The sequence below is a fragment of the Paenibacillus phytorum genome (genome assembly GCF_013141715.1).
Classification (GTDB): domain Bacteria; phylum Bacillota; class Bacilli; order Paenibacillales; family NBRC-103111; genus Paenibacillus_E; species Paenibacillus_E phytorum.
In genome coordinates, this window is the sequence record NZ_WHOA01000197.1 from 131,159 (window position 1) to 152,491 (window position 21,333).

Here is a 21,333-nt window from a genome sequence, read left to right on the forward strand (position 1 = left end):
CGGCCGCCGCAGAGGTACTCGTCTCCTAACTGAATATCATTCGTGGAATAACCGTTCACCTGAATTGTATAATTGCATATACAACCGACAGGCACGATTATGATCGTGTTTTTTTTATTCCATTTCTTGAGAATGGTAGGAGGTTATGGGGCGATGAAGATACTCTCTGCAAATCAGACAAAGTTTAACTTTGCTCGACAATTTGAGGAGGTTTTCATCCATGAGTTACAAGAACGGGAAAGACGTTCTTCCCCCTAACCTATTAAAACAATTACAAGAATATATCCAAGGTGAAATTGTATATATCCCTAAGAAAGAGCAGAAGCGCGCTGGATGGGGAGAAAATAACGGAACACGTATTATCATTGAGCGTAGAAATCGAGAAATTTTCCGGTTGTACCAAACGGGTTCCACTGTGATGGAACTTATCAAAGTCTTTCATTTATCGGAAGACAGCATCCGCAAAATCATCGTGAAAACACGTGAATTAACAGCCAATCAAGCATAGAAGCAGCATCCCTAGAGGTGCTGCTTTTTTTTTCGTTGAGCCTGCTTAGTATAGATTGTCGTCAAATTGAAGGAAATGCCTTTACTTTCTTGAAATTAAAAAGAAAGAAAACGTTGTTTACGTCTGATCGCTTTGGAGGTGATGCAAGACAAATGCAAGATGAGCTGGATATCCGCAGTTTTATTGGCACACATGATGCCGATTTTTATGATGATGGATTTCACCGTCATTCGGCCGTTGAAGTCAGTATCGTGCTAGAAGGACGGTGCTTGTTCGAATGGTCGAGTCGAAGCTGGATGGAAGCAGGCCATATCGTTATTATCCCGTCAGACTTGTCACACAGGTTTGAAGCGGTGACGAATGTGAGGTTTGGGGTTATTTTGCTGCAGGGCGTAACGGCGCGTACGATGGAGCTGGTCACGAAGCTCGGAGGCAGCGGATTTACAGGCGATGGGGGTGCAGAGAGCTCACCTATATTCCTTGCTTTATCCCGACTGGACAAAGAGCGTTTCGAGCGATTGTTCCGGGAATGGCTTCGGATGAAAGCGTCGTTCTTAAAGGAGAAGCGAGCTAATTATTCGGCATGGATGGAAGTGCTGCTGCTTTTTTTACTTGAACACTCTCAGCAGGATTTGCAGGGGATGACCGTGACGAAAGCGGCTGACTACATCCGTGAAAATGTGCAGGAATCGGTTCACATTTCTGATTTGGCAGAGATGGCTGGTTTTACGGAGCCCGCCTTTCGTCGCGTATTTGAACAAATGTACGGCGTTAGCCCAAAGCAATATCAGCAGCAGTGCCGTTTGCAGGAGGCGAAATGGCTGCTTAGCTCAACAGATAAGGATATACGTGAAATCGCCGATCAGGTAGGCTTTTTCAGGTTGCATTCCTTTTCACAGTGGTTTAAAGAGCAAGAAGGTCTCCCACCTACGGTTTGGCGGAAAAGTCAACGGTTGCAGCACGGTTCGATGTTGGACTAGTTGCGTTTTGCGTAAATTGCGGTTCGGTTTCCCTAAATACAAGCGCTTTCTGATTCGGTATGCTAATGGAGTAAACGTAAACACATAGGAGGGCACAACAGATGGAAAAAGTAAGAATTGGATTTATCGGTGTAGGCGGCATGGCGGAGTACCACATGAAAACATTGCAGCAAATCGATGACGCAGTGATTACGGCCGTATGCGATATGAACGCGGATCGGGCGAGGGAGATAGCTGAGACTTTCGGCGCAAAGCCGTACGGCACTTTGGAAGAAATGTTGGATGCAGGAGTAATCGATGCGCTTTATATATGCACGCCACCTTTTGCTAGGGAAGGGATTGAAGAAGCGGCTGCCGCACGGGGCATACATCTGTTATCGGAGAAACCTACCGGCTTGCAAATGGAGGAAGTGCGTCGTAAAGAGCAGATCATTCGTGAGTCGGGCATCATTCATTCGTCAGGCTATTGCTTGCGCTATCTGGACACTGTGCAGAAGGCAAAGCAGTATTTGGCTGATAAGCAAGTAGATATGGTGCTCGCGTACCGAATTGGCGGCATGCCAGAAGTAGGTTGGTGGAGGCTTATGAATCTTTCGGGCGGTCAACTTGTAGAGCAATCGACACATCAAGTGGACTTAATTCGTTATTTGGCAGGTGAGTTTGACTACGTCCAAGCGAACTACGAGCAGCGACACATCCATCGAAATTATCCAGAGGCAACGGTGTATGATGTGGGTATCGTATCTTTCGGCCTCCGCAGCGGGGCGCTAGGCACGATCAGCAATACGGTCTTGTCCCGTAAAATTGGACGTGGGGATGTGGAGTTTTTCGGGCATGACTTCTACGTATCAATAAGCGGTATGACGGTTCGGATTGTAGATGATACGCAAGACGTGACTTTGACGTCGGAGATGGATTTTTACCTCGAGCAGAATCGGGCGTTTGTCGCAGCTGTGAAAACAGGACGGCAGGAGCTAGTGCTTGGTGATTATAGCGAAGCGGCAGCGACGCTTGAGGTTACACTGGCGGCGAATGATTCGGCCGTTGCGAAGCAAACGATAAAGATCACTTCGACATAAGAGTACGAATGTTTCCATTTTGAAATACACGAAGGAGGTTAAGGCATGTTAAAAGGAGTCAATCAATGGTGCTTTCCTGAAGGGCTGCCCCTTCAGCAGTTATTCTCGATTAGCCGTGAGGCTGGTTATGACGCGGTTGAGCTGAATGTCAATCCGTTAGGCGGCGTTGGTCTGACCATGGAGACGACTGCGACGGAGGCAGAGGAGATTGGCCGCATGGCAAAAGAGTACGGTATTCAGCTGCGAAGCTTGTCTACCTCTCTGCTGTGGCACACACCGCTATCTTCGGCGGACGCGTCTGTACGTGAGCAGGGCCGTCGCGTTGTCGAGAAACAGCTGGAGCTAGCGGAGCTGCTAGGTATCGATACGGTGCTTGTCGTGCCTGGAGCCGTCAACGAGGAGACCTCGTACGATGAGTGCTACGACCGCAGCCGTGCGGAACTAGCTTTGCTGGTGAAAGAAGCAGAACGACGTCGCGTTCGCATTGGCATCGAAAACGTGTGGAACAAATTTTTGCTTTCGCCGCTTGAAATGCGTGCTTATGTCGACGATCTCCATTCTTCTTATGTCGGGGTTTATTTTGATGTAGGCAATATTTTGCATAATGGTTATCCGCAGCAGTGGATCAAAATTCTTGGTTCACGCATATTCAAAGTGCATGTGAAGGATTATCGGCCAAGCGTAGGAAATGGCAATGGCTTTGTCCCGCTGCTCTCAGGCGATGTCAATTGGACGGCAGTTCGATCGGCGTTAGAGGACATCGGATATACCGATACGGTAACGGCTGAAGTCGGTCTGTACGCAGAAAGTCCGCTGCAGACGGTGTATGACACTTCCCGGCACTTGGATATTATTCTTGGCGGAGCTGCGCGATAGTGGGAAAGCCTTGAGATTCGCTTCCTGCCTCATAAGAAGACCCCGGCACTTCAAGTGTCGGGGTCTTCTTATATCAAAGTGATCGGACTCTAAAAAAAGTGCATAAATATACAGTTGGTGTGAAAATGAGGAGCCGCGCAAATTTATCTGTATGGCTTCTCATTTTTTTAAATATTCTTACATACGTGTCAGCTCTGAATGAACGACGCGATGTGCTGCAACATACTTGTTTTTAGGGCTGATACCGAATACAGCAAACAGTATATCCCTATCGCTCGACGAAAATTGCACCTCGTACGCCTTCGTCCGTCCGAGGAACTAATTCACTTATACGATTCGTTGGTGAGAGGGTTCGCCGACAGAAAATAAATAATTAAGTCAGTTGACATTTAAAAACATTCACGATGAGCTTTCTTTTACTGATAATCATTCTGATTGGTGGGGTCATTTTTGCGAGACCCTTTGATGATTCTCAACGGGCTACCATCGATGTCGACCGAAACGCCCAGGTCATCGTCGACCTTTCCATCGAAATCAACGCTCCACAAGAGACCGTATGGCGGATACAGACTGGCATCAACCAGTGGCCAACTTGGCAGAAAAATGTCTCACAGGCACGGTTATCCGGTCCAATCGCGGTGGGAAGTACCTTTAAGTGGGAGACGCATGGGCTACCCATCGTCTCCATCATCCGCGAGGTCGATCCCATGCGGCGCATCGTTTGGGGCGGGCCAGCACAAGGCATCGAAGGCGTCCACGTCTGGACCATCACTCCCACCCTCAAAGGAGTTGTCGTGCATACCACGGAGTCCTGGGACGGTCCGCCAGTTGCAGCCGACCCCGACGGCATGCGCGCGGCACTCACGTCCTCGCTCGAAGCCTGGCTTGCCGACCTCAAGACGACTGCCGAGGCGCGGACTTCCGCGCTGTAAGAAGCCGCTTTCTGATGGTCCGTTTTATACGAAACATAGGAGGTGCTTACTTGGCTCTGGGCAAAAAACCTAGCCTTAATGAGACATACTGTCATGCAGTATGTCTTTTGTGCGCTTGATTGAAGGGATGCTTTCATGCCTCAGCGAATTAATGGAATTAAATGTGAAACATCTGAATTCATCGGTTAGGTAGGAGGAGTCATTATGATTTCCTTACGGAACATTGCTTGCGGGAGAGAGTAATCATCATGTTGCTGCACCTTTTTTAATCTCCGTACAACCGGGTACGATATTTGGACGTCTATATGATGTAGGCCCATATCCTGCTCTTGTTCTTACTGAAGGGGATCATAAAGTGATTGGCGAGTGGTTCGAGGTAACAGAGGAAGGACTGCAAGCGATGGATATTCTGGAGGGGTACAACGGTCCCGGTGCCTCAAATGAGTATGAAAGAGTGTGGGTCAGCGATGTCAATGGCTTGCGTGAAGGCTGGGTTTATATTTGGGAAAACATTAGCGGGCTCGTAGAGATTAATAGCTCCTCATGGAGAGCCTATTCCGCTCAAAAAAACAAGTGAAATGTTCGATTTATTTCGACAAATTCCTATCCTGCCAGAATGCATGATGCTATAATTAAGGTAATTTATTTAGGTTGAGGAGAACGCCATGTCTGTTTATAAAATATTACTTGCAGATGACGAGCTCGCGCTGCGTTTTCTGCTTACTGAAACTCTTTCTGATGAAGGTTATGCCATCTCGGAAGCTGAAGATGGTCAACAAGCGATGGAGCAATTGCAAAAAGAAACCTACGATCTTATCATACTTGACTATATGATGCCGGAGCGGACGGGTGTTGAAGTCTGTGAATGGCTGCGACATAGCGATAATGCCAATCAGGATATACCGGTTATTTTGCTGACAGCTAAAGCCTTAGAGAAGGACAAAGAAAAAGCCAAAGCAGCAGGCGTAACCACCTATATTGTTAAACCATTCAGCCCTCTTCAATTAATTGATACGGTTGGACAATTATTACAACGTTAATTCGAACTATATAGAGATTATTTTATATATAAAAAAGGGTGATTGGCTGTCATGAGTAATACGAATCTAGAGGGGTTGAAGGACTCCAAGTCAGTATCGGATAGAGATGCAAGAATTCTTAGACAAGGAAGAAAGCTGTTTATTCGTGAATTTGAAAAGCAGCTTAAACAACTTAACTTGCTGCTTGATACGATCCAGATGGCGGCTGTAGCTGATGATTTAAAACAGTTTTATCGCATTGTACATACGCTTAAAGGCAGTGCGCCTATTTTTGGTTATGTCAGGATCGGTAAGCTGGCTGAGGATATGGTTCGAACCTGGGAGTGGACGCAATCCATGGATATTGACGGAGAAGAGTTGCTCATGGCAATCAATCCGATTATTGAAAGCTCAGAACGCAGTATTCATTCACTTCGAGAAATGAATATGGAATATGAAATCAGTGTGACGGAAATCCAGATGGATGAACAGCAGGATCCTGGAGGAGGCTCTCTGCTTGGGTCCATGAAAAGTCGATTGCTGCTTGTGGATGATGACGAGGTGCTGCGCAATTATTTGACCCGTCGACTTCAACTCGATGATTGTATTGTTGATGAAGCAGCCGATGTGGAGAGCGCCATGAAATTATTACGTGAACATACGTATGATTTAGTGACGCTGGATCTCATGATGCATCCTCAGTCTGGGTATGAACTCTTTGAATTTCTCAAAGAGGATCCGACATTGAAATGGTTACCGCTTATTGTATTGTCGGGACGTAACGATTTGAATGATAAAGTCCGCTGTTTTCACTTGGGAGCCGATGATTATGTGACGAAGCCATTTCAGTATGAGGAATTGGCCGCAAGAATCTATGGACTGCTCAAAAGGACCAAAAATTTCGAGCAGCTTGCCTTCCGTGATCCGCTGACCGGGGTGTTCAATCGCCGCTATTTCGATCTTCAGATTGGTATGGAATTACAGCGTATTGAGCGCTATCCGGCACCAATCTCACTTGTTTTTATAGATATTGATTGCTTTAAACGGATCAATGATACTTATGGGCATCACGTGGGAGACTTGGTTCTCCAAGGCTTGGCTCATTTGCTGCAAGTGAACTTGCGTTCGACAGACCTGCTAGCACGTTTTGGCGGCGAAGAGTTCGTTATTGCCCTTCCGAATACTACGGTGGAACAGGCAGTTGCAACTATGCAGTCCATACTTAATAAAGTTCGTTTAAATGCTGTTGCACAGTACGAGGGCCAAACCTTTTCGATCACCTTTTCAGCAGGTGTTGCAGAGTGGCATGAGGGGATGACGGTTGCGGAGTGGGTGGCTAAGGCTGACGATGCGATGTATCAAGCTAAGCAACAAGGCAGAGATAGGATTGTTAGTGCGTCGGTCGAGGATGAAGGAACAGAGCATCGTAAGTTGGCGGCCAGTCCGCAAATTAACAAGAAAAATCTACTCATCGTGGACGATGATCCGATTTTACGAGCGATTCTAACTTCCCATTTAGAGCATTTACCGATTACAATTACCCATGCTGCTGATGGTGAAGTCGCGCTCAGCTTACTGCTTGCCAATACCTATGATGCTTGTATTCTCGATGGAATGATGCCGAAGTTGGATGGGTTCTCATTGCTGTCGCAGATAAAAAAGGATCCGCGTCTAACCGTCCGGGATATGAAGGTACTTATGCTTTCAGGCAAGAAGAAGGAAGATGATTTAGCCAAAGGCTTTCAAATGGGAGCTGACGACTATATGACGAAGCCGTTCTCGCTCGTTGAGTTGGAAGTTCGCGTGAGACAGTTAATGAACTTAGTGTGATAAATAAATAAAAAAACTCAAAGCTGTTTCTGCCATTTATATGGCGAGCAGCTTTTTTCTCGTCAATTGAACTTGTATTTGACTTCTGTGGATTACAGTTGTAATATAACAATTGTATTACATATGTAATCCTCAGAAAAATTAGGAGGTAAGCCTGTGAAAAGTGTTCCCCATATATCCGATGCGGAATGGGAAGTAATGAAAGTTCTATGGGCTAAGACACCATGTACGGCAAATGAAGTGATCGAAGCTTTAGAAGTCCGAACGGATTGGAAACCGAAAACAGTAAGAACGCTTTTAAACAGATTGGCCCAAAAACAAGCCATTTCGTATTCACAAGAAAACAGGGTGTATGCCTATTTTCCATTAGTATCCGAAGACGAATGTGTAAAATCAGAAACGCAATCCTTCCTGAAGAGAATTTATGGCGGTGCTTTTAAGCCGCTGCTAGTTAACTTTTTGAAGGAAGAACAGCTGTCAGCGGAAGATATTAAAGAATTGAAAAATATTCTTGAAGACAAAACAAAATGAAGGATTTGTGGTTTGCAACGTGCCAGCTGTTATCTCTTTGACATGGTGAAGGAAAGGGCAGGGTGAATGTGAAACGATTAATGGAAAACCTTATTGATCTCTTTGATTGGGTTTGGTCTGTCTCGACTATGGCAAGTGTTTTGGTTGTGTTGATTGTAGTCATGCAGCACGTGTTAAGGCATCGTTTAAAACCAAGATGGCATTACTTGATGTGGCTGTTGGTTATTATACGATTAATTTTGCCATGGGGCCCTGAGAGCGAATTCAGTATTTATAATTGGATCGGCTACACCGATGCCGTTCATTCGGCCGTGCAAGTTAATCAGGAAGAACTACTTACAAGAGCTGTTGTATCGGAATCTGCTGCCCAATCTATTTATCGGAATTTAGTTGTTGTATGGCTGGTAGGCATGTGTTTTTTGGGGATATATACAATCCGGATCAACAGGAAATTTGCCCGAAAAATGAAAAATGAGACGGTTGCGATAACCGATGAAAGAATACTGGAGCTTTTCGATCAATGTAAAAAAATGATGTCGATAAATAAACCTATTGCTCTTGTTGAATCATGCAATTTGGCAACACCAACCCTATTCGGTTTTGTAAAACCCCAATTGATTATGCCTAAAACCATTTTAAACAGCTTGAATGACGATCAATTACAGCATGTGTTCCTACATGAACTGGCTCATAGCAAACGTAATGATATTGGGGTCAATTGGTTCATGCATGCTTTGCTGATTATTCATTGGTTTAATCCAGTTCTTTGGTATGCTTATCGCCGAATGCGGGAAGACCAGGAAATCGCAAGTGATGCCCTTGCTCTCAGCTGCCTAACTCCCGATAAAAGCCAGGACTATGGATATACGCTTATCAAATTGTTGGAAAATTTCTCGCGACCTGTTCAAGCTGTTGGAAATGTAAATCTAACTGGAAGCAAAATACAACTTCAAAGGAGAATTAAAATGATCAAACAATTTAAAGCAAATTCATATCGTTGGTCGTTTCTTGGGATAGCAACCATGATCTTTATTAGTGGGTGCGCGTTAACGAATCCTAAGGACAGTTCGACATCTACACCATTGCAAAGTGCGGCTGTATCCGAAGAAAAAGTAAAACAGCAGGAATCTGTAGATTCAAATGCGACGGCTTCTGAGGAGACATCGAAAGCGGCCGTTTCCGTAGTACCGCAGGCAACGCCTTCGGACGAGAAGTCGAGAAATGCGGCTTCCGTAGAGGAGGAGCCAAAGGTGTCGGATGACAAGTCAAGACCTGCTCCAGTAGCATCTGAAGCAAGAGTATTGGAAGACAAGCCGAAAGCTGCACCCGTGAGTCCAGAACCAAGAGTATTGCAAGACAAACCGAGAGCCGCAGCTCCGGCAGGTCCGCTACCAACGGCCGCGCCTGCTGAGTAATCGCACTCGACCAAATCTAAATAATTGTTAAGTGGAGGAGTTGCTCATTGGCGGCTCCTTTTTTTGCTTGCTAGAAGACTTATCCGATGGAATAAAAAACCGATAATCATTTTAAAAAATAAATGTTATAATCAAAAACGTCTACATATAATGACGGCTAGTAAATTATTTTGTGTTCAGCTAGAGTGAAAAAAGGAAGGTTAAGGAAGAATGATATGCATAATTGGTCAAAGGCACTAAATCTCAGAACTCCTTTTAAAATCTCTTTGGTCTACATGCTTGTAGGAAGTCTATGGATTATCCTGTCCGATAGAGTTATGGACATTCTTAACTTTTCTGGGGCAATCACTATTCATTCAACTAAGGGTCTATGTTATGTATTACTTACGGCATTGGTTCTATATTGGTGGGTAACACGTTTGAAGAAAGCCCTTACAGAAAGCGATGAACGATACCGAATACTTGTAGAACACTCACCAGAACCGTTGGTTGTTCACAGTAAAGGGAGAATAGTCTATATCAATCCTGCCGGTGCTGAAATATTTGGGGCAGCTAGCCCAGAGGAACTTATTGATTATCCAATAATGAATTTGGTGCATCCCGATTATATAGACATTGCGAAGGAACGAATTAGGCTGATCGAAGAGGAGAGGGTTCCGACAGCTCCCACCCAGCAGAAATTTCTTCGTGTCGATCGTCAAGTTATTGATGTAGAGGTCAGAGCGGTACCTATTATCTACTTAGGTAAACCGGCAGTTCAGCTTATATGTAAGGATATCACTGAGCGTAAACGAGCCCAACGTTTGCTGGAAGAGAGAGAGCAGAGTTATAAGTCACTTGTTGAAAATAACCCCGATGCTATATTTGAATTAGATCTAAATGGACGAATACTTAATATGAATCCAGCTACTGAAAGGATTACGGGCTATCAGCAGGAAGAGCTGCTGAATCAATCCTTTTGTCGTTTGATGGTAGGCGAAGATCACCTTAAAGCATCAAAACTGTTTGAAGCATCGACAAAAGGTGAGTCAAACAACATCGAAGTCGGCATTACTAATAAACGAGGCTACTATGTCGAATTAAATTTAAAGACGGTTCCTATTATCATAAATGATAAGATCGATGGCGTTTATGGCATTGCAAAAGACATCACCGAACGTAAAAAGACAGATGAGCTTCTAATTAAATCAGAAAAGCTATCGGTAGTGGGTCAGCTAGCCGCCGGAGTTGCTCACGAGATTCGAAATCCGTTAACATCTCTTAGAGGATTTGTTCAATTATTACAAACCAAAACGAATAATTATAATGAGTATTTTCAAATCATGTTGACTGAATTAGACCGAATTAATTATATCGTGAGCGAGTTTTTGGTTATTGCCAAGCCGCAGGCCGTGTGTTTTGAGATGAAGGATCTTCGCAAAATTCTTCATGATGTGATCTCCCTGCTTGACACACAAGCAATTCTTAGTGATGTGCAAATTCATACGATATTTGATTCAGACATTCCGTTAATCAATTGTGAAGAAAATCAATTAAAACAGGTCGTTATTAATATTCTTAAAAATGCGATTGAAGCGATGACAGAAGGCGGTACTATCGAAATTCTAATGAAGGTGGACGACAATAAAATCGTAATACGTTTTATTGATCAGGGGTGTGGAATTCCTGAGGAACGAATAGGGATGTTAGGAGAACCCTTTTATACGACAAAAGAAAAAGGGACTGGATTAGGATTAATGGTGAGTCAAAAAATCATTGAAGCACATCACGGGAGTCTTCAAATAAAGAGCCAGATCAATATAGGAACAACGGTTGATCTTATTTTACCATTAGATCCGAATAGATAGCTTGTGATAATGAACTCCTGAAGAGGAGTTTATTTTTTTCTGAAAAAGACGATGACTTGACAAACAAATTAGCCTAAAGTTAGCATAGTATTATTATCCAAAGGAGGAACGATCATGTACCAGGGAGACGAACAAAGCCAGCTTGATTTAAGATTATTCCGAATCTGGAGTAGAGCTACTAAAGCTATAGCTGATAATACCAAACGAGATATCGAAAGTCATGGAATTAGTCCGGACCATTTTATGATTCTAGAGCTCCTCTATAACAAAGGACCTCATCCTATTCAAAGGATTAGTGAAATATTTAGTATTCCAAGCGGGAGTATTACCTATGTGGTAGATAAGCTTGAACAGAAAGATTATGTAAGACGACAATCAAGTCCTACCGATAGAAGAACCTCGAATGTCGCCCTTACTGAGAAGGGGGAAACCTTATTTAATGAGATTTTCCCGAAACATGTAGCCGTTATATCTGAGAATTTCTCCTTTATAAGCAATGAAGATAAACTTCAGATGATCGATCTATTTAAGAAACTGGGGTTTGGTGCACAAGAACTCAGTAAGGATAGTTAAGAGAATTACGGATATCCGCTAGAACCTAAAAGGGCCGTCAGGGTGATCTTCCCTGACGGTTTTTATTATTTCGGTGGAATCAACTTCACCAGATTTTAGCGGAACGTAGAAGCTTTATTTTGTTTAGGCGTCTTGTTGAAGATGGTTGACAAATAATTATCCTAATGTTAGTGTATATTATAATAACATTAGGATATCTAATCATAGTTTATTAATAATTAGGTGAAAAAGGGGAGAGTTAGATGAATACGGTATCTATTATTATTCAAATCATTTTAGCACTTGGGTTTTTGATGTTTGGAGCTTCCAAACTCGGTTCAAAGCAAATGGTGGATGAATTTACACGTTACGGGATGCCTTCGTGGTTTAGGGTAATCACTGGCTTGCTCGAAATTGCCGGTGCCGCACTCCTGGTTGCAGGAATTTGGAACGACAGTCTTATTGCAATTGGCGGATTGCTGTTGGCCGTTATTATGGCTGGAGCTGTCATAACGCATCTACGTATTAAGGATCCTGTATCTAAAATAGGTATGCCTATTATTTTATTAATCCTTACGTTGGTTGTCTTATTTATAAAATGAAAAGTATTGCTGTAATACTCGAACCAATAAATGCCGGATCCTGTTCAATAGGATTCGGCATTTTGATTTGTTATTATACCCACTCGCCTTTTGCTGTATAGATGGTTTTACCGCCGATTTGAATAGAGATGAGATCATCCTTCTGAGATGCCCGATGATACAGAATGGAAGGACGCATGATCTCAAAGCCTTGCTCAACGCTGATATCGATGGATTCATTGCCGAAATAGCGATATTTGACTAAGTATCCAGCCAAATCGCCATTGGCACTACCGGTAGCTGGATCTTCGGGAGCACCATAATAATCACCGAACACCCTTGCATTTAAAGAGTTACCAGCCTGATAAGTCTCTGGACAAAAGACTAAAATCATTTTAGCTGAAAGCGGCTCAATGAGTTGGAAATATAGATCACGATTCACCTTACAGCGCTGAACGTCTTTCAAGCTTTTTAGAGGGACAATCAGGGCTGGCAGGCCAGTGGAAACCTCTTGAATGGGATACCGCGGATCAATGGACGATGCTGGAATTCCTAAAACAGCTCCAATCGTCTCTAGATCGATAATTTCTCCAAATACAGGCGGCTTTTGCTGCATCCAAGCCATGCCGGGATTCTTTTCATCAAAAGTGACCGGTATTTGACCGATTTTTAAGTTAAGCAAAATTTGCTGGACAGGGTGTCCTATGATATCTTTTTGAATGATGTAGGCTGTTCCCAAAGTCGGATGACCAGCGAACTTTACCTCTTCTTTCGGGGTGAAGATACGCACATCATATCCACCATTAACAGGTTCTTCAGACAGGATAAACGTTGTTTCGGAGAAGTTCATCTCTCGCGTAATGGCGAGCATTTCCTCTGTGGATAGGTGGGCAGCATGACGAAAAACGGCGAGCTGATTGCCTTCATATTTATGCTCGGCAAATACATCAACAATCGAAAAAGATAATGGCTGTATAGACATGATCCCACTCCTATGAATGAATTTATAGATGAATACACCTTACCATATTGTGTTTAATTTGCGAATTCGCTCCGGGTATGGTTTGCGGCAGAGCAGCTTTCTGCTAGAGTAAGGGTATAGGAAATGTTACACGAAAAGGAGTGGGGCGGATGTCCGACAAAGAAAATCTGGTGCGCTTCGGTATCTCCATGCCGCAATCTCTCATAGAGCAATATGACCGGCTCATTGCCTTGCAGGGCTATGATAATCGCTCTGAAGCCATACGTGATCTTACGCGCAAAGCACTGTTAACGTCTAGCAGCATGCAGCCCGACGAAACCGTTGCCGGAACGATCGTGATGGTGTATGACCATCATATTCACGATTTGCCGATTACCTTGATGGAGCTTCAACATGATTACCTCCATGCGATTATTTCAACGATGCATATCCATTTAAACCATCAACAATGCTTGGAAATACTAGTTGTTCGCGGTAAGGTACAAAAGCTAAGAGAACTTCAGCAGCGTATTCAAGTACTCAAAGGTGTAGGATATGCGGAGTTATCTGTCACTCATGTGGACGAGCAGGGTCACTCGCATGACCATCCTCATTCTCATTTGTAGAATTCGTAGACATTCTGTTTTTTTGATAAAATTAAGGCACGGAGGTGCGATATGTCGATTAAAAAATGGTTCAGTTTAGAAGAGGCAAATGAAATGCTGCCGTTTGTTGATCAGGAATTGAAGAAAATGCAAGCATTGAAGCACAATTTTGAGGGAAAATATGCAGAGCTCCGGATAAAGAAAAACGAGCATGCAGAGAAACCCGGTGCTGAGAAGGATCCGTTTTTCGTCATGGAAGCAGAGCTGGAATTCCTTCAAATTGAAGCGCGCGGGCTTATTCAAAATTTTCAGCTTACAGGTGTGGAACTCAAGGATATAGATACAGGTCTTGTCGATTTTCCGGCGTTGATGGAAGGACAAGAAGTACTGCTTTGTTGGAAACAGGGAGAGGATAGAATTCGTTTTTACCATGGCAATCAGGATGGATTTGCTGGACGTAAACCGATTTCGGAATAGAGGAAACTTACGATGCAAAGATCTTTACGATACACGGCCAAACGTTTTTTGTTCATGCCTTCATTGTTTGTATGCATGCTCGCTTTAATTCTCTTGAGTGCAGTTGCTGTTCCTCAGACAGCATCTGCTCATGCGTCATTAGTGCAGGCCCAACCTGAAGCGGGCACCAAGCTTGAAAACTCACCGCCTCAAGTAGCCGTTACTTTTAATGAACAGTTAGATGCAGGACTCTTCTATATCAAAGTGTTGGATCATAATGGTGACGAGATTACGAGTAATAAAGCTTATATGAACAAAGAGCAGACTGGTATAATTCTTGATCTGCCGAAGTTAACTGCGGGCTTTTATTTGATCAGCTATCACGTCATTTCCGCAGACGGACACCCTGTTGCAGGGAGTTATCCGATAACGATTGGCAATCCACCGCAAGAAGAAGCTCTCGATCTGCCTTCTGTATATGGTGGGCACGATCATGGGACGGGTCAGTTAACAACGAAAGATATCCTGCAATATGCGTCTCGCGGATTTTGGTATTTGATGATTTTGGCGTTGACTGGATGGGTAATCTGGTTAAGGTTGTTGGGAGCTAGAGGGGCAGAGACACGGAAATCACTTTCAGCTTGGACTCTCAATCTCCAGCGTGCACAATTAGTTGCCTTATTGCTGCTCATTTTCACACACATCGAAGATCTGCTTGGTGGCGGTGGGGTGGAGGAGATTTGGAAACTATTTAGTGCAACCAGTATCGGTATTTCCTGGGCGCTTATGCTAGTACTATCCTTCCTTGGATTTGTACTTATAGGTAGGGCAAAGTGGCTAGATTTATTATGGCCTTTAAGTTTCCTAGCGGTAAAAAGCTTTAGCGGTCACGCGGCTTCATTTACTCCCTTATGGGCAACAATCGGGCTGGATTTTATACATCTGGTCGGCGCGGCATGTTGGGTTGGGGGCTTAGTGCTGCTCTATGCGAAATGGCGTCAGAAAAGTGATGATGTCAGTGCCTATATGCAGCAATTTTCGAAAATGGCTTTGATCTCCATCCTTGTACTTACCCTAACCGGATCTTTATCCGTCTTGTTGTTCCTGCCGAACTTACGTTACTTGCTTTACACTTCGTGGGGAATATTGATGCTTGTGAAAATTGGTGCTGTTGCACTTGTTGTACTCATTGGTTTTATTATTCGGCTCAATTTGCGCAAACAGAATGCCAAACAATCTGTTCTCTGGGTAAAGGTTGATCTTACCTTTATGGTCATAATCGTGCTGCTGGTAGGGCTCATCACTTATATGGCGCCAATTCCTGTCAACGAGCCGCTAGCATGGCATCAGATGGGTGAAAAGGTCCATGTATCTGCTGATATTACACCTAAAATTCAGGGAACCAATACCTTTGTAGCGAAAGTATGGCTTCCAGAAAAAGCTGGGAAACCGAAGCAAGTGCTCATGCTGCTTCATTATTTAGATGATAAAGAAATGGCGCCTATTTCTGTGCCAATAACCATGTACGAGGATAGCACACAAGAAGAATCCTACGGCTTTGTGAAATTCAGCTACAAAGCGCAGGGGGCCTACCTGCCGTTCCGAGGCAATTGGGAATTAGAGATGCGTGTTATGGATGCCGATGATAATGAAACGGTGTACAACAAAGAATTCATGGTGTATTAACATGGTTTGAATATATGATGGTTGAAAGTGGGTGGCGATAATGGCATGGATTCAAGTACTCGATAAAGAAAATTTGTCGGTCAAATTTGATAACAAGGATGAAGTGGCATTGCTGGAGATTAACGATGGTGGCATCTCGCCTAATTACGTAACCATTCGTTTAAATGAAACAGAGATGGATGATCTGATCGAGGCTTTAAAACGTATTAAAGAAGCCCTCCAATAGCGATGGCTTGTGTGGGAGGAGGGGCACATTGTGCCCCTTTTTTTTGTTGACTCCCGTTTAGATAAACCCGCCATTGACGCGGATCGTTTGACCAGTTATCCATTGGGATTCTTTACTTGCCAAAAATAAGACAACACCTGATATGTCGTTTGGCTCACCGATTCGCCCAAAAGCGTTCATTTTGCGCATACCTTCAATTTGCTCTTCCGTTTTACCCGCAGTAAAAAGTTCTGTATTAACTGGACCGGGAGCTACTGCGTTAATCGTAATGCCTTTCGAGCCAAATTCCTTCGCGAGTTGGCGAGTGAACTGTTCAACAGCTCCTTTCGTACCGGCATAAACGCTGTAGGTCGGGAACATACTACCGAGGACAGAGGTTGAGAAGTTAATGATTCGACCATTATCACTCAAATATTTGGCTGCTTGTTGGCAAGCAAAGAAGGTACCTTTGACATTGACATTAAACTGCTTGTCGAAATCTTCTTCTGTGATATTAGCTATAGGCTTTGTAATTATGAGGCCAGCGTTATTGACAAGAATATCTACTTTGCCATAGGCTTCAATCGTTTTCTGGAACATGAGCTCAATGTCAGATACGCGGCTAATATCAGCGTGAATGGCTGTTGCGATACCACTGTTCTGTTCAATCCCATGAACGACCTCTGCAGCTTTCGCTGGATTGCTGGCGTAATTTACAACAACCTTGGCTCCGTTTCGAGCCAACTCCTCTGCGATCTCACGTCCCATTCCTCTAGACGCTCCTATGACTAACGCTACTTTACCTTCTAATTTTTTCTCCATAGTAGTTCCTCCTCATATTGGTTCATACAGGTCCGTTGATTCAAACTTGGTTGATATTGATTTGATTATATCAGGTCAAAAACAAAAATAAAGTGACAATATTATAATTTTGTCATTAAACAAAATGTTACTGTCCATAAATAGGATTGGTTGATAGTTTTGCATCAACTCATAGTATTAGTAGCTTAGCTTCTGACTCTATCCAAAACACGTATATCATGATATATTAATGGTATCGTATGATATAACATTTGGTTGGGCGCAGGGGGTAGGTAGCATTGTCAATAGATTCGAGACCCATTTACGAGCGAATATTCGAAACGCTGCGTGAAGAAATTATACAACGTAAATATAACGTTGGAGACCGCGTTCCTTCCGAGAAGGAACTGGCGGATGAATATAATGTGAGCCGGATTACGAGTAAAAAGGCGCTGGAGATGCTGGCTGAAGAACGTCTCATTGTGCGTAAGCCAGGAAGAGGCTCTTTTGTCATGGAAGGCGGGGGAATTCCGTCTGAAGGACCATCTGTAGGTGAGAGAACCAAGCATACGCTGATTGGCTTAGTCATAACGGATTTCGGCAATACCTTCGGCACGGAAATGATTTATGGCATGGAGCAGGCTTCCGCTGAGCACGATAGCTTCCTAGTACTGCGCAGATCGTTTGGTGTGCCTGAGAATGAAGTAAAGGCTATTCGATCGTTTCTTGAATTAGGCGTGGATGGCATTATTGTGTTTCCTGCACAAGGGGAGTTCTATAATGATGAACTTCTTAAGTTGGTCATACAGCAATTTCCTTTAGTTCTCGTTGACCGTCATCTCAAAGGGGTAGCCGCGGCTTCGATTAGTACAGATAACATAACCGCTGCTCGCACGGGTGCTGACTATTTACTTGATTTGGGGCATAAGCAGATTTGCTTACTTACGCCGCCGCCCATGGATACTACAGCTATTGAGGACCGTATTGAAGGCTTCGTGCGGGCTCATGCGGAACGCGGGGTAATGGTGGACCGGTCGCTCTGGTTAGATGAAATCACCTCTACGCTGCCCAATTCTTTTCATTCACCTAATATTGATAAAGATATCCAAATGATTAGTGAGCACCTGCGAAGCAATCCGCAAATTACCGCCTTGTTCGCAATGGAATATAATATTGCTCTATTAGCCAAGGCTGCCGTGGAACAAATGGGACTTCAGATACCTGAGGATATTTCAATTATTTGTTTTGATAGCCCTCCTACGACGCTTGGCAGCGGCTATCGCTTTACTCATTTGATCCAAGCGGAGGATGAAATAGGCAAGCTTGCTGTAGAGAATGTGCTAAAGCTGAAGCGAGGCGAGAAGGTTGCCAATAAAATAAGTCTGGAAGCAAAACTAATCATCGGGGAGTCAACAGGACCCTCCAAATGATACGGCGGATAAATCATCATGGATACGAAACTTGAGACTGCTAATCTAGTAGTCTCTTTTTAATTAGTATATCAAATGTTTTGAATGATATGTAAATAGTATGATAAATATATATTGACATATCGTATACATACCAATATAATCGTAAATGTAAGCGGTTTATTTATTGGAATAGAGAGGAGCGAACCCGATGACGAATGAGGCTAAGTTACCTGCATCGATGAGTAAACTCATTGAGCAAGTAAGTGACGAATTACTGAAGGAACAACGGCCGAAGCTAGTTGCTATGTTCCGCGATTGCTTCTCCAACACGTATCAAACGACGATTCAAAGCCTAGAGGACGGATCAACTTTCGTAATCACTGGTGATATACCAGCCATGTGGCTCCGTGACTCATCGGCTCAGGTTCGAGCTTATCTGCTTCTAGCGAATGAGGATTCCAGCTTGGCGGATATGATTGAAGGTGTGGTTAAACGACAAATACAATATATTCAACTTGATCCGTATGCCAATGCATTTAATATGAAGCCAACCAGCGCAGGTCATCAGAATGACTTGACCCAAATGAGCCCTTGGATCTGGGAGCGTAAATACGAAATCGATTCGCTATGTTATCCTATTCAGCTCAGTTATTTACTTTGGAAAGCAACAGGGAGAACCACGCATTTCAATGATGCCTATCGATCTGCTGTTCATGCGATCCTTAATCTTTGGAGCGTTGAACAAGATCATGAGACAAAGTCTCCTTATCGCTTCCAACGATTGAATTGCCCTCCGACAGACACGTTAACGAGAGATGGAAAGGGCAGTCCAGTTGGATTTACGGGAATGACATGGTCAGCTTTCCGCCCTAGCGACGATGCTTGTTCGTACGGATATTTGATTCCCGCAAACATGTTTGCTGTTGTGGTACTCGGTTATATCGCTGAAATCGCAGAGCAGATATGGCAGGATGCCAGTCTTAGCCGTGAATCACTTAAGCTGGCCGCTGAGATTAAACAGGGAATAGAAGCATTCGGAACGATCGAGCATCCCAAGTTCGGTACGATGTTTGCTTATGAGACGGATGGACTTGGCAACTTCAATCTAATGGACGATGCCAACGTGCCCAGCTTGCTCTCGATTCCATACTTGGGATATGCCGCCGAATCCGATCCCATTTATCAGCATACACGCAGCTTTATACTTAGTGATGAAAACCCTTACTTCTATACGGGAAAAGCGGCTCAGGGGATCGGCAGTCCGCATACGCCGGATCGCTACATTTGGCATATTTCCCTTGCGATTCAAGGTCTTACGGCTTCAAGCCGGGAGGAAAAGCTGCGTATCCTTGATATGTTAGCCGACACGGATGCTGGAACGGGCCTGATGCATGAGGGCTTCCACGTGGACGATCCGTCGCAATATACGCGGCCATGGTTCTCCTGGGCGAACTCCATGTTCAGCGAGTTGGTGTTAGACGCATGTGGCCTATCGATTAAGAAGCTGCTGAAAGATCGCGTGAACGCATCGCACTCATCCTAGGTTATACAGGGGGTGGAACCCCCTTTTAACAGTAGATAAGAAAGTATAAATTTTATTACACTTCGCGTCATCAGTCTTGACAAACGCGCTCGTCCCTGAAGGACGACGGAGTCGTTTATCCTTGTAGCAACTGCACTTGTAACGTTTACTTAAAAAGGGAGGAAGAAACATGAAAAAATGGATGACCGTTTTAACTGCTCTCTCGCTCACGTTTAGTTTGGCAGCATGCAGCACGAAAACTGGCGGGGATCAATCGGCTGAAAGCAAGAAGCCTGAGGCCACGACAGTACCAGCAGCATCGACAGCTGCAACCAAAGGAGCACCGGTAGAAATTACGTTCTGGGGCGACTGGGGCGGAGAAGGTGAAAAGCAGTTTGTGATGATGGCTGATGCATTCAATAAATCGCAAGACAAGATTAAAGTTAAATATGTTCTGCAGGAAGATATGATCACGAAGTTTCTGACAGCGGCTACCTCAGGCGGTTCGCCTGATATTATGTTCTGGGACAGATGGCGGACTTCGCTGTATGCATCCAAGAACGTGCTTCACCCGATCGACGATTATTTGAAAAAAGACAACATTAACCGTGGTGATTATTACGATGAAGCCTTGAAGGAGCTTTCCTCTGGCGGTAAGCTGTACGGTCTTCCTTTGACGGTTGATGCGCGCGCACTGTTTTATAATAAGAAATTGTTTGCTGAGAAAGGACTACAACCTCCAAAAACTTGGGATGAGCTGGAAAACGCAGCTAAGCAGTTAACGGTATGGGAAGGCGATAAGCTAGTTCGTTCCGGTATGTCGATGCAGGATAATGGTCTGTTCAATATGTGGCTGCAGCAAGCAGGCGGTTCTATGATGACCAGCGATCTGAAGAAAACGAATTTCAATAATGACCAGGGCAAGCAGGTCCTCGATTTCTGGGATAAATTGATCAATAAGGATAAGGTTTATAAAGTTGGGTTTGAAAAAGGTCTTGGCGAAGGCACGGATGCTTTCGTGACCGGGAAAGTAGCTATGACCTATACAGGTCCATGGATGCTATCAACTTATAAGAAATACGGCAAGGATCTTGATTTCGGTGTTGTTCCTCCTCCAACTGGACCTGGCGGCGCCAAAGGAAGCGTCATGGGCGGCTTCGGTCTCGTTATTCCAGCGGGCTCCAAGCATAAAGACGAGGCATGGGAATTCGAGAAGTGGTGGTTAGCAAATAAAGACAACACGCTGCTATGGGCGAAAACAAGCTTAAACCTGCCAGGCTTCAAACCGGCGCTGCAGGATCCGTTCTTCAAGGACGATCCGAACTGGAAGCCATTCATGGATACCCTGGAATTCGCGAAAATTCGTCCGCAGCATCCAGGATACTCAGTTATGGAAGGCGACGGTCTGATGCCGAATATTGAGCTATTCATTCAAGGCAAGCAGGATGCGGCCACGACGCTCAAGAAGGGGCAAGACCAAGGTGATAAGCTGTTGGATCAGAACGCAGCAGGGAAGTAACTAGAAATGCGGGGGA

Annotated in this window: 21 protein-coding genes and 1 pseudogene; 20 read left to right on the forward strand and 2 right to left on the reverse strand. The window is 44.2% G+C overall.

The genetic code is table 11. From position 1 onward, the window contains the following. Window positions 1–220 precede the first annotated feature (220 nt). The 13 genes and pseudogenes from GC098_RS28035 (at window position 221) to GC098_RS28095 (ending at window position 12,171) form a co-directional block, all read left to right on the forward strand. On the forward strand, window positions 221–508 hold the full coding sequence (locus tag GC098_RS28035) for a CD3324 family protein (RefSeq protein WP_029194044.1): 288 nt from the start codon (window positions 221–223) through the stop codon (window positions 506–508). Window positions 509–597: 89 nt separating this feature from the next. Continuing rightward, window positions 598–1,488: a helix-turn-helix domain-containing protein gene (locus tag GC098_RS28040; protein ID WP_246359019.1), complete on the forward strand. Its 891-nt coding sequence runs from the start codon at window positions 598–600 to the stop codon at window positions 1,486–1,488. Window positions 1,489–1,589: 101 nt separating this feature from the next. Continuing rightward, on the forward strand, window positions 1,590–2,567 hold the full coding sequence (locus GC098_RS28045; protein WP_171646478.1) for a Gfo/Idh/MocA family protein: 978 nt from the start codon (window positions 1,590–1,592) through the stop codon (window positions 2,565–2,567). A 45-nt stretch (window positions 2,568–2,612) separates the two neighbouring features. Next, the gene (locus tag GC098_RS28050) at window positions 2,613–3,443 is read left to right on the forward strand and encodes a sugar phosphate isomerase/epimerase family protein (RefSeq protein ID WP_171646479.1); all 831 of its coding nucleotides are present in this window, start codon (window positions 2,613–2,615) and stop codon (window positions 3,441–3,443) included. A gap of 404 nt (window positions 3,444–3,847) precedes the next feature. Further along, window positions 3,848–4,375, forward strand: coding sequence for an SRPBCC family protein (locus GC098_RS28055; RefSeq protein WP_171646480.1), 528 nt, complete (start codon window positions 3,848–3,850; stop codon window positions 4,373–4,375). A gap of 208 nt (window positions 4,376–4,583) precedes the next feature. Continuing rightward, a pseudogene (locus GC098_RS28060) lies at window positions 4,584–4,952 on the forward strand (gamma-glutamylcyclotransferase family protein); the annotation flags it as partial. Between the two features lie 88 nt (window positions 4,953–5,040). Next, on the forward strand, window positions 5,041–5,415 hold the full coding sequence (locus GC098_RS28065) for a response regulator (protein ID WP_171646482.1): 375 nt from the start codon (window positions 5,041–5,043) through the stop codon (window positions 5,413–5,415). Between the two features lie 51 nt (window positions 5,416–5,466). Continuing rightward, the gene (locus GC098_RS28070; protein ID WP_171646483.1) at window positions 5,467–7,224 is read left to right on the forward strand and encodes a response regulator; all 1,758 of its coding nucleotides are present in this window, start codon (window positions 5,467–5,469) and stop codon (window positions 7,222–7,224) included. A gap of 156 nt (window positions 7,225–7,380) precedes the next feature. Next, the gene (locus tag GC098_RS28075; protein WP_171646484.1) at window positions 7,381–7,755 is read left to right on the forward strand and encodes a BlaI/MecI/CopY family transcriptional regulator; all 375 of its coding nucleotides are present in this window, start codon (window positions 7,381–7,383) and stop codon (window positions 7,753–7,755) included. An 80-nt stretch (window positions 7,756–7,835) separates the two neighbouring features. Continuing rightward, window positions 7,836–9,170, forward strand: a complete 1,335-nt coding sequence (locus GC098_RS28080) for a M56 family metallopeptidase (protein WP_171646485.1) — start codon at window positions 7,836–7,838, stop codon at window positions 9,168–9,170. Between the two features lie 317 nt (window positions 9,171–9,487). Continuing rightward, complete coding sequence (locus tag GC098_RS28085; RefSeq protein ID WP_171646486.1) at window positions 9,488–11,017, forward strand: PAS domain-containing sensor histidine kinase; 1,530 nt, start codon at window positions 9,488–9,490, stop codon at window positions 11,015–11,017. Window positions 11,018–11,131: 114 nt separating this feature from the next. Continuing rightward, window positions 11,132–11,590, forward strand: coding sequence for a MarR family winged helix-turn-helix transcriptional regulator (locus GC098_RS28090; RefSeq protein WP_171646487.1), 459 nt, complete (start codon window positions 11,132–11,134; stop codon window positions 11,588–11,590). A 242-nt stretch (window positions 11,591–11,832) separates the two neighbouring features. Then, a complete protein-coding gene (locus GC098_RS28095) occupies window positions 11,833–12,171 on the forward strand; it encodes a DoxX family protein (RefSeq protein ID WP_171646488.1) in 339 nt (112 codons plus the stop codon). Between the two features lie 73 nt (window positions 12,172–12,244). Here GC098_RS28095 and GC098_RS28100 read toward each other — a convergent pair whose 3' ends face one another. Then, window positions 12,245–13,126: a PhzF family protein gene (locus GC098_RS28100; protein ID WP_171646563.1), complete on the reverse strand. Its 882-nt coding sequence runs from the start codon at window positions 13,124–13,126 to the stop codon at window positions 12,245–12,247. Window positions 13,127–13,281: 155 nt separating this feature from the next. On the opposite strand from GC098_RS28100, the gene nikR reads away from it, so the two are divergent. Genes nikR through GC098_RS28120 form a run of 4 tightly spaced genes read left to right on the forward strand, consistent with a single transcriptional unit; the run spans window position 13,282 to window position 16,084 of the window. Next, a complete protein-coding gene (gene nikR, locus GC098_RS28105; protein WP_171646489.1) occupies window positions 13,282–13,737 on the forward strand; it encodes a nickel-responsive transcriptional regulator NikR in 456 nt (151 codons plus the stop codon). Window positions 13,738–13,788: 51 nt separating this feature from the next. Continuing rightward, window positions 13,789–14,193: a DUF2203 domain-containing protein gene (locus tag GC098_RS28110; RefSeq protein WP_171646490.1), complete on the forward strand. Its 405-nt coding sequence runs from the start codon at window positions 13,789–13,791 to the stop codon at window positions 14,191–14,193. A gap of 12 nt (window positions 14,194–14,205) precedes the next feature. Continuing rightward, a complete protein-coding gene (locus GC098_RS28115; RefSeq protein ID WP_171646491.1) occupies window positions 14,206–15,858 on the forward strand; it encodes a copper resistance CopC/CopD family protein in 1,653 nt (550 codons plus the stop codon). Between the two features lie 40 nt (window positions 15,859–15,898). Next, on the forward strand, window positions 15,899–16,084 hold the full coding sequence (locus tag GC098_RS28120; RefSeq protein ID WP_171646492.1) for a hypothetical protein: 186 nt from the start codon (window positions 15,899–15,901) through the stop codon (window positions 16,082–16,084). Window positions 16,085–16,141: 57 nt separating this feature from the next. On the opposite strand, the gene GC098_RS28125 is transcribed toward GC098_RS28120, so the two are convergent. Further along, window positions 16,142–16,885 carry an SDR family oxidoreductase gene (locus GC098_RS28125; protein WP_171646493.1) on the reverse strand — a complete coding sequence of 248 codons (744 nt, stop codon included), beginning with the start codon at window positions 16,883–16,885 and terminating at the stop codon, window positions 16,142–16,144. 278 nt (window positions 16,886–17,163) lie between these two features. Here GC098_RS28125 and GC098_RS28130 point away from each other — a divergent pair, with 278 nt between their 5' ends. From GC098_RS28130 to GC098_RS28140, 3 genes are all read left to right on the forward strand, one after another. Next, on the forward strand, window positions 17,164–18,294 hold the full coding sequence (locus tag GC098_RS28130) for a GntR family transcriptional regulator (RefSeq protein ID WP_171646494.1): 1,131 nt from the start codon (window positions 17,164–17,166) through the stop codon (window positions 18,292–18,294). A 190-nt stretch (window positions 18,295–18,484) separates the two neighbouring features. Continuing rightward, the gene (locus GC098_RS28135; protein ID WP_171646495.1) at window positions 18,485–19,819 is read left to right on the forward strand and encodes a glycoside hydrolase family 125 protein; all 1,335 of its coding nucleotides are present in this window, start codon (window positions 18,485–18,487) and stop codon (window positions 19,817–19,819) included. A gap of 169 nt (window positions 19,820–19,988) precedes the next feature. Continuing rightward, a complete protein-coding gene (locus GC098_RS28140) occupies window positions 19,989–21,317 on the forward strand; it encodes an ABC transporter substrate-binding protein (protein WP_171646496.1) in 1,329 nt (442 codons plus the stop codon). The last annotated feature ends 16 nt before the right edge of the window (window positions 21,318–21,333 follow it).

Excerpts from the sequence above, each read along its gene's own strand:
- GC098_RS28070 (WP_171646483.1), top strand. The coding sequence starts at position 5,467 with ATGAGTAATACGAATCTAGAGGGGTTGAAGGACTCCAAGTCAGTATCG.
- GC098_RS28050 (WP_171646479.1), top strand. The coding sequence starts at position 2,613 with ATGTTAAAAGGAGTCAATCAATGGTGCTTTCCTGAAGGGCTGCCCCTT.
- GC098_RS28080 (WP_171646485.1), top strand. The coding sequence starts at position 7,836 with ATGGAAAACCTTATTGATCTCTTTGATTGGGTTTGGTCTGTCTCGACT.
- GC098_RS28115 (WP_171646491.1), top strand. The coding sequence starts at position 14,206 with ATGCAAAGATCTTTACGATACACGGCCAAACGTTTTTTGTTCATGCCT.
- GC098_RS28035 (WP_029194044.1), top strand. The coding sequence starts at position 221 with ATGAGTTACAAGAACGGGAAAGACGTTCTTCCCCCTAACCTATTAAAA.
- GC098_RS28135 (WP_171646495.1), top strand. The coding sequence starts at position 18,485 with ATGACGAATGAGGCTAAGTTACCTGCATCGATGAGTAAACTCATTGAG.
- nikR (WP_171646489.1), top strand. The coding sequence starts at position 13,282 with ATGTCCGACAAAGAAAATCTGGTGCGCTTCGGTATCTCCATGCCGCAA.
- GC098_RS28055 (WP_171646480.1), top strand. The coding sequence starts at position 3,848 with ATGAGCTTTCTTTTACTGATAATCATTCTGATTGGTGGGGTCATTTTT.
- GC098_RS28110 (WP_171646490.1), top strand. The coding sequence starts at position 13,789 with ATGTCGATTAAAAAATGGTTCAGTTTAGAAGAGGCAAATGAAATGCTG.
- GC098_RS28140 (WP_171646496.1), top strand. The coding sequence starts at position 19,989 with ATGAAAAAATGGATGACCGTTTTAACTGCTCTCTCGCTCACGTTTAGT.
- GC098_RS28095 (WP_171646488.1), top strand. The coding sequence starts at position 11,833 with ATGAATACGGTATCTATTATTATTCAAATCATTTTAGCACTTGGGTTT.
- GC098_RS28120 (WP_171646492.1), top strand. The coding sequence starts at position 15,899 with ATGGCATGGATTCAAGTACTCGATAAAGAAAATTTGTCGGTCAAATTT.
- GC098_RS28125 (WP_171646493.1), bottom strand. The coding sequence starts at position 16,885 with ATGGAGAAAAAATTAGAAGGTAAAGTAGCGTTAGTCATAGGAGCGTCT.
- GC098_RS28065 (WP_171646482.1), top strand. The coding sequence starts at position 5,041 with ATGTCTGTTTATAAAATATTACTTGCAGATGACGAGCTCGCGCTGCGT.
- GC098_RS28085 (WP_171646486.1), top strand. The coding sequence starts at position 9,488 with ATGGACATTCTTAACTTTTCTGGGGCAATCACTATTCATTCAACTAAG.
- GC098_RS28090 (WP_171646487.1), top strand. The coding sequence starts at position 11,132 with ATGTACCAGGGAGACGAACAAAGCCAGCTTGATTTAAGATTATTCCGA.
- GC098_RS28045 (WP_171646478.1), top strand. The coding sequence starts at position 1,590 with ATGGAAAAAGTAAGAATTGGATTTATCGGTGTAGGCGGCATGGCGGAG.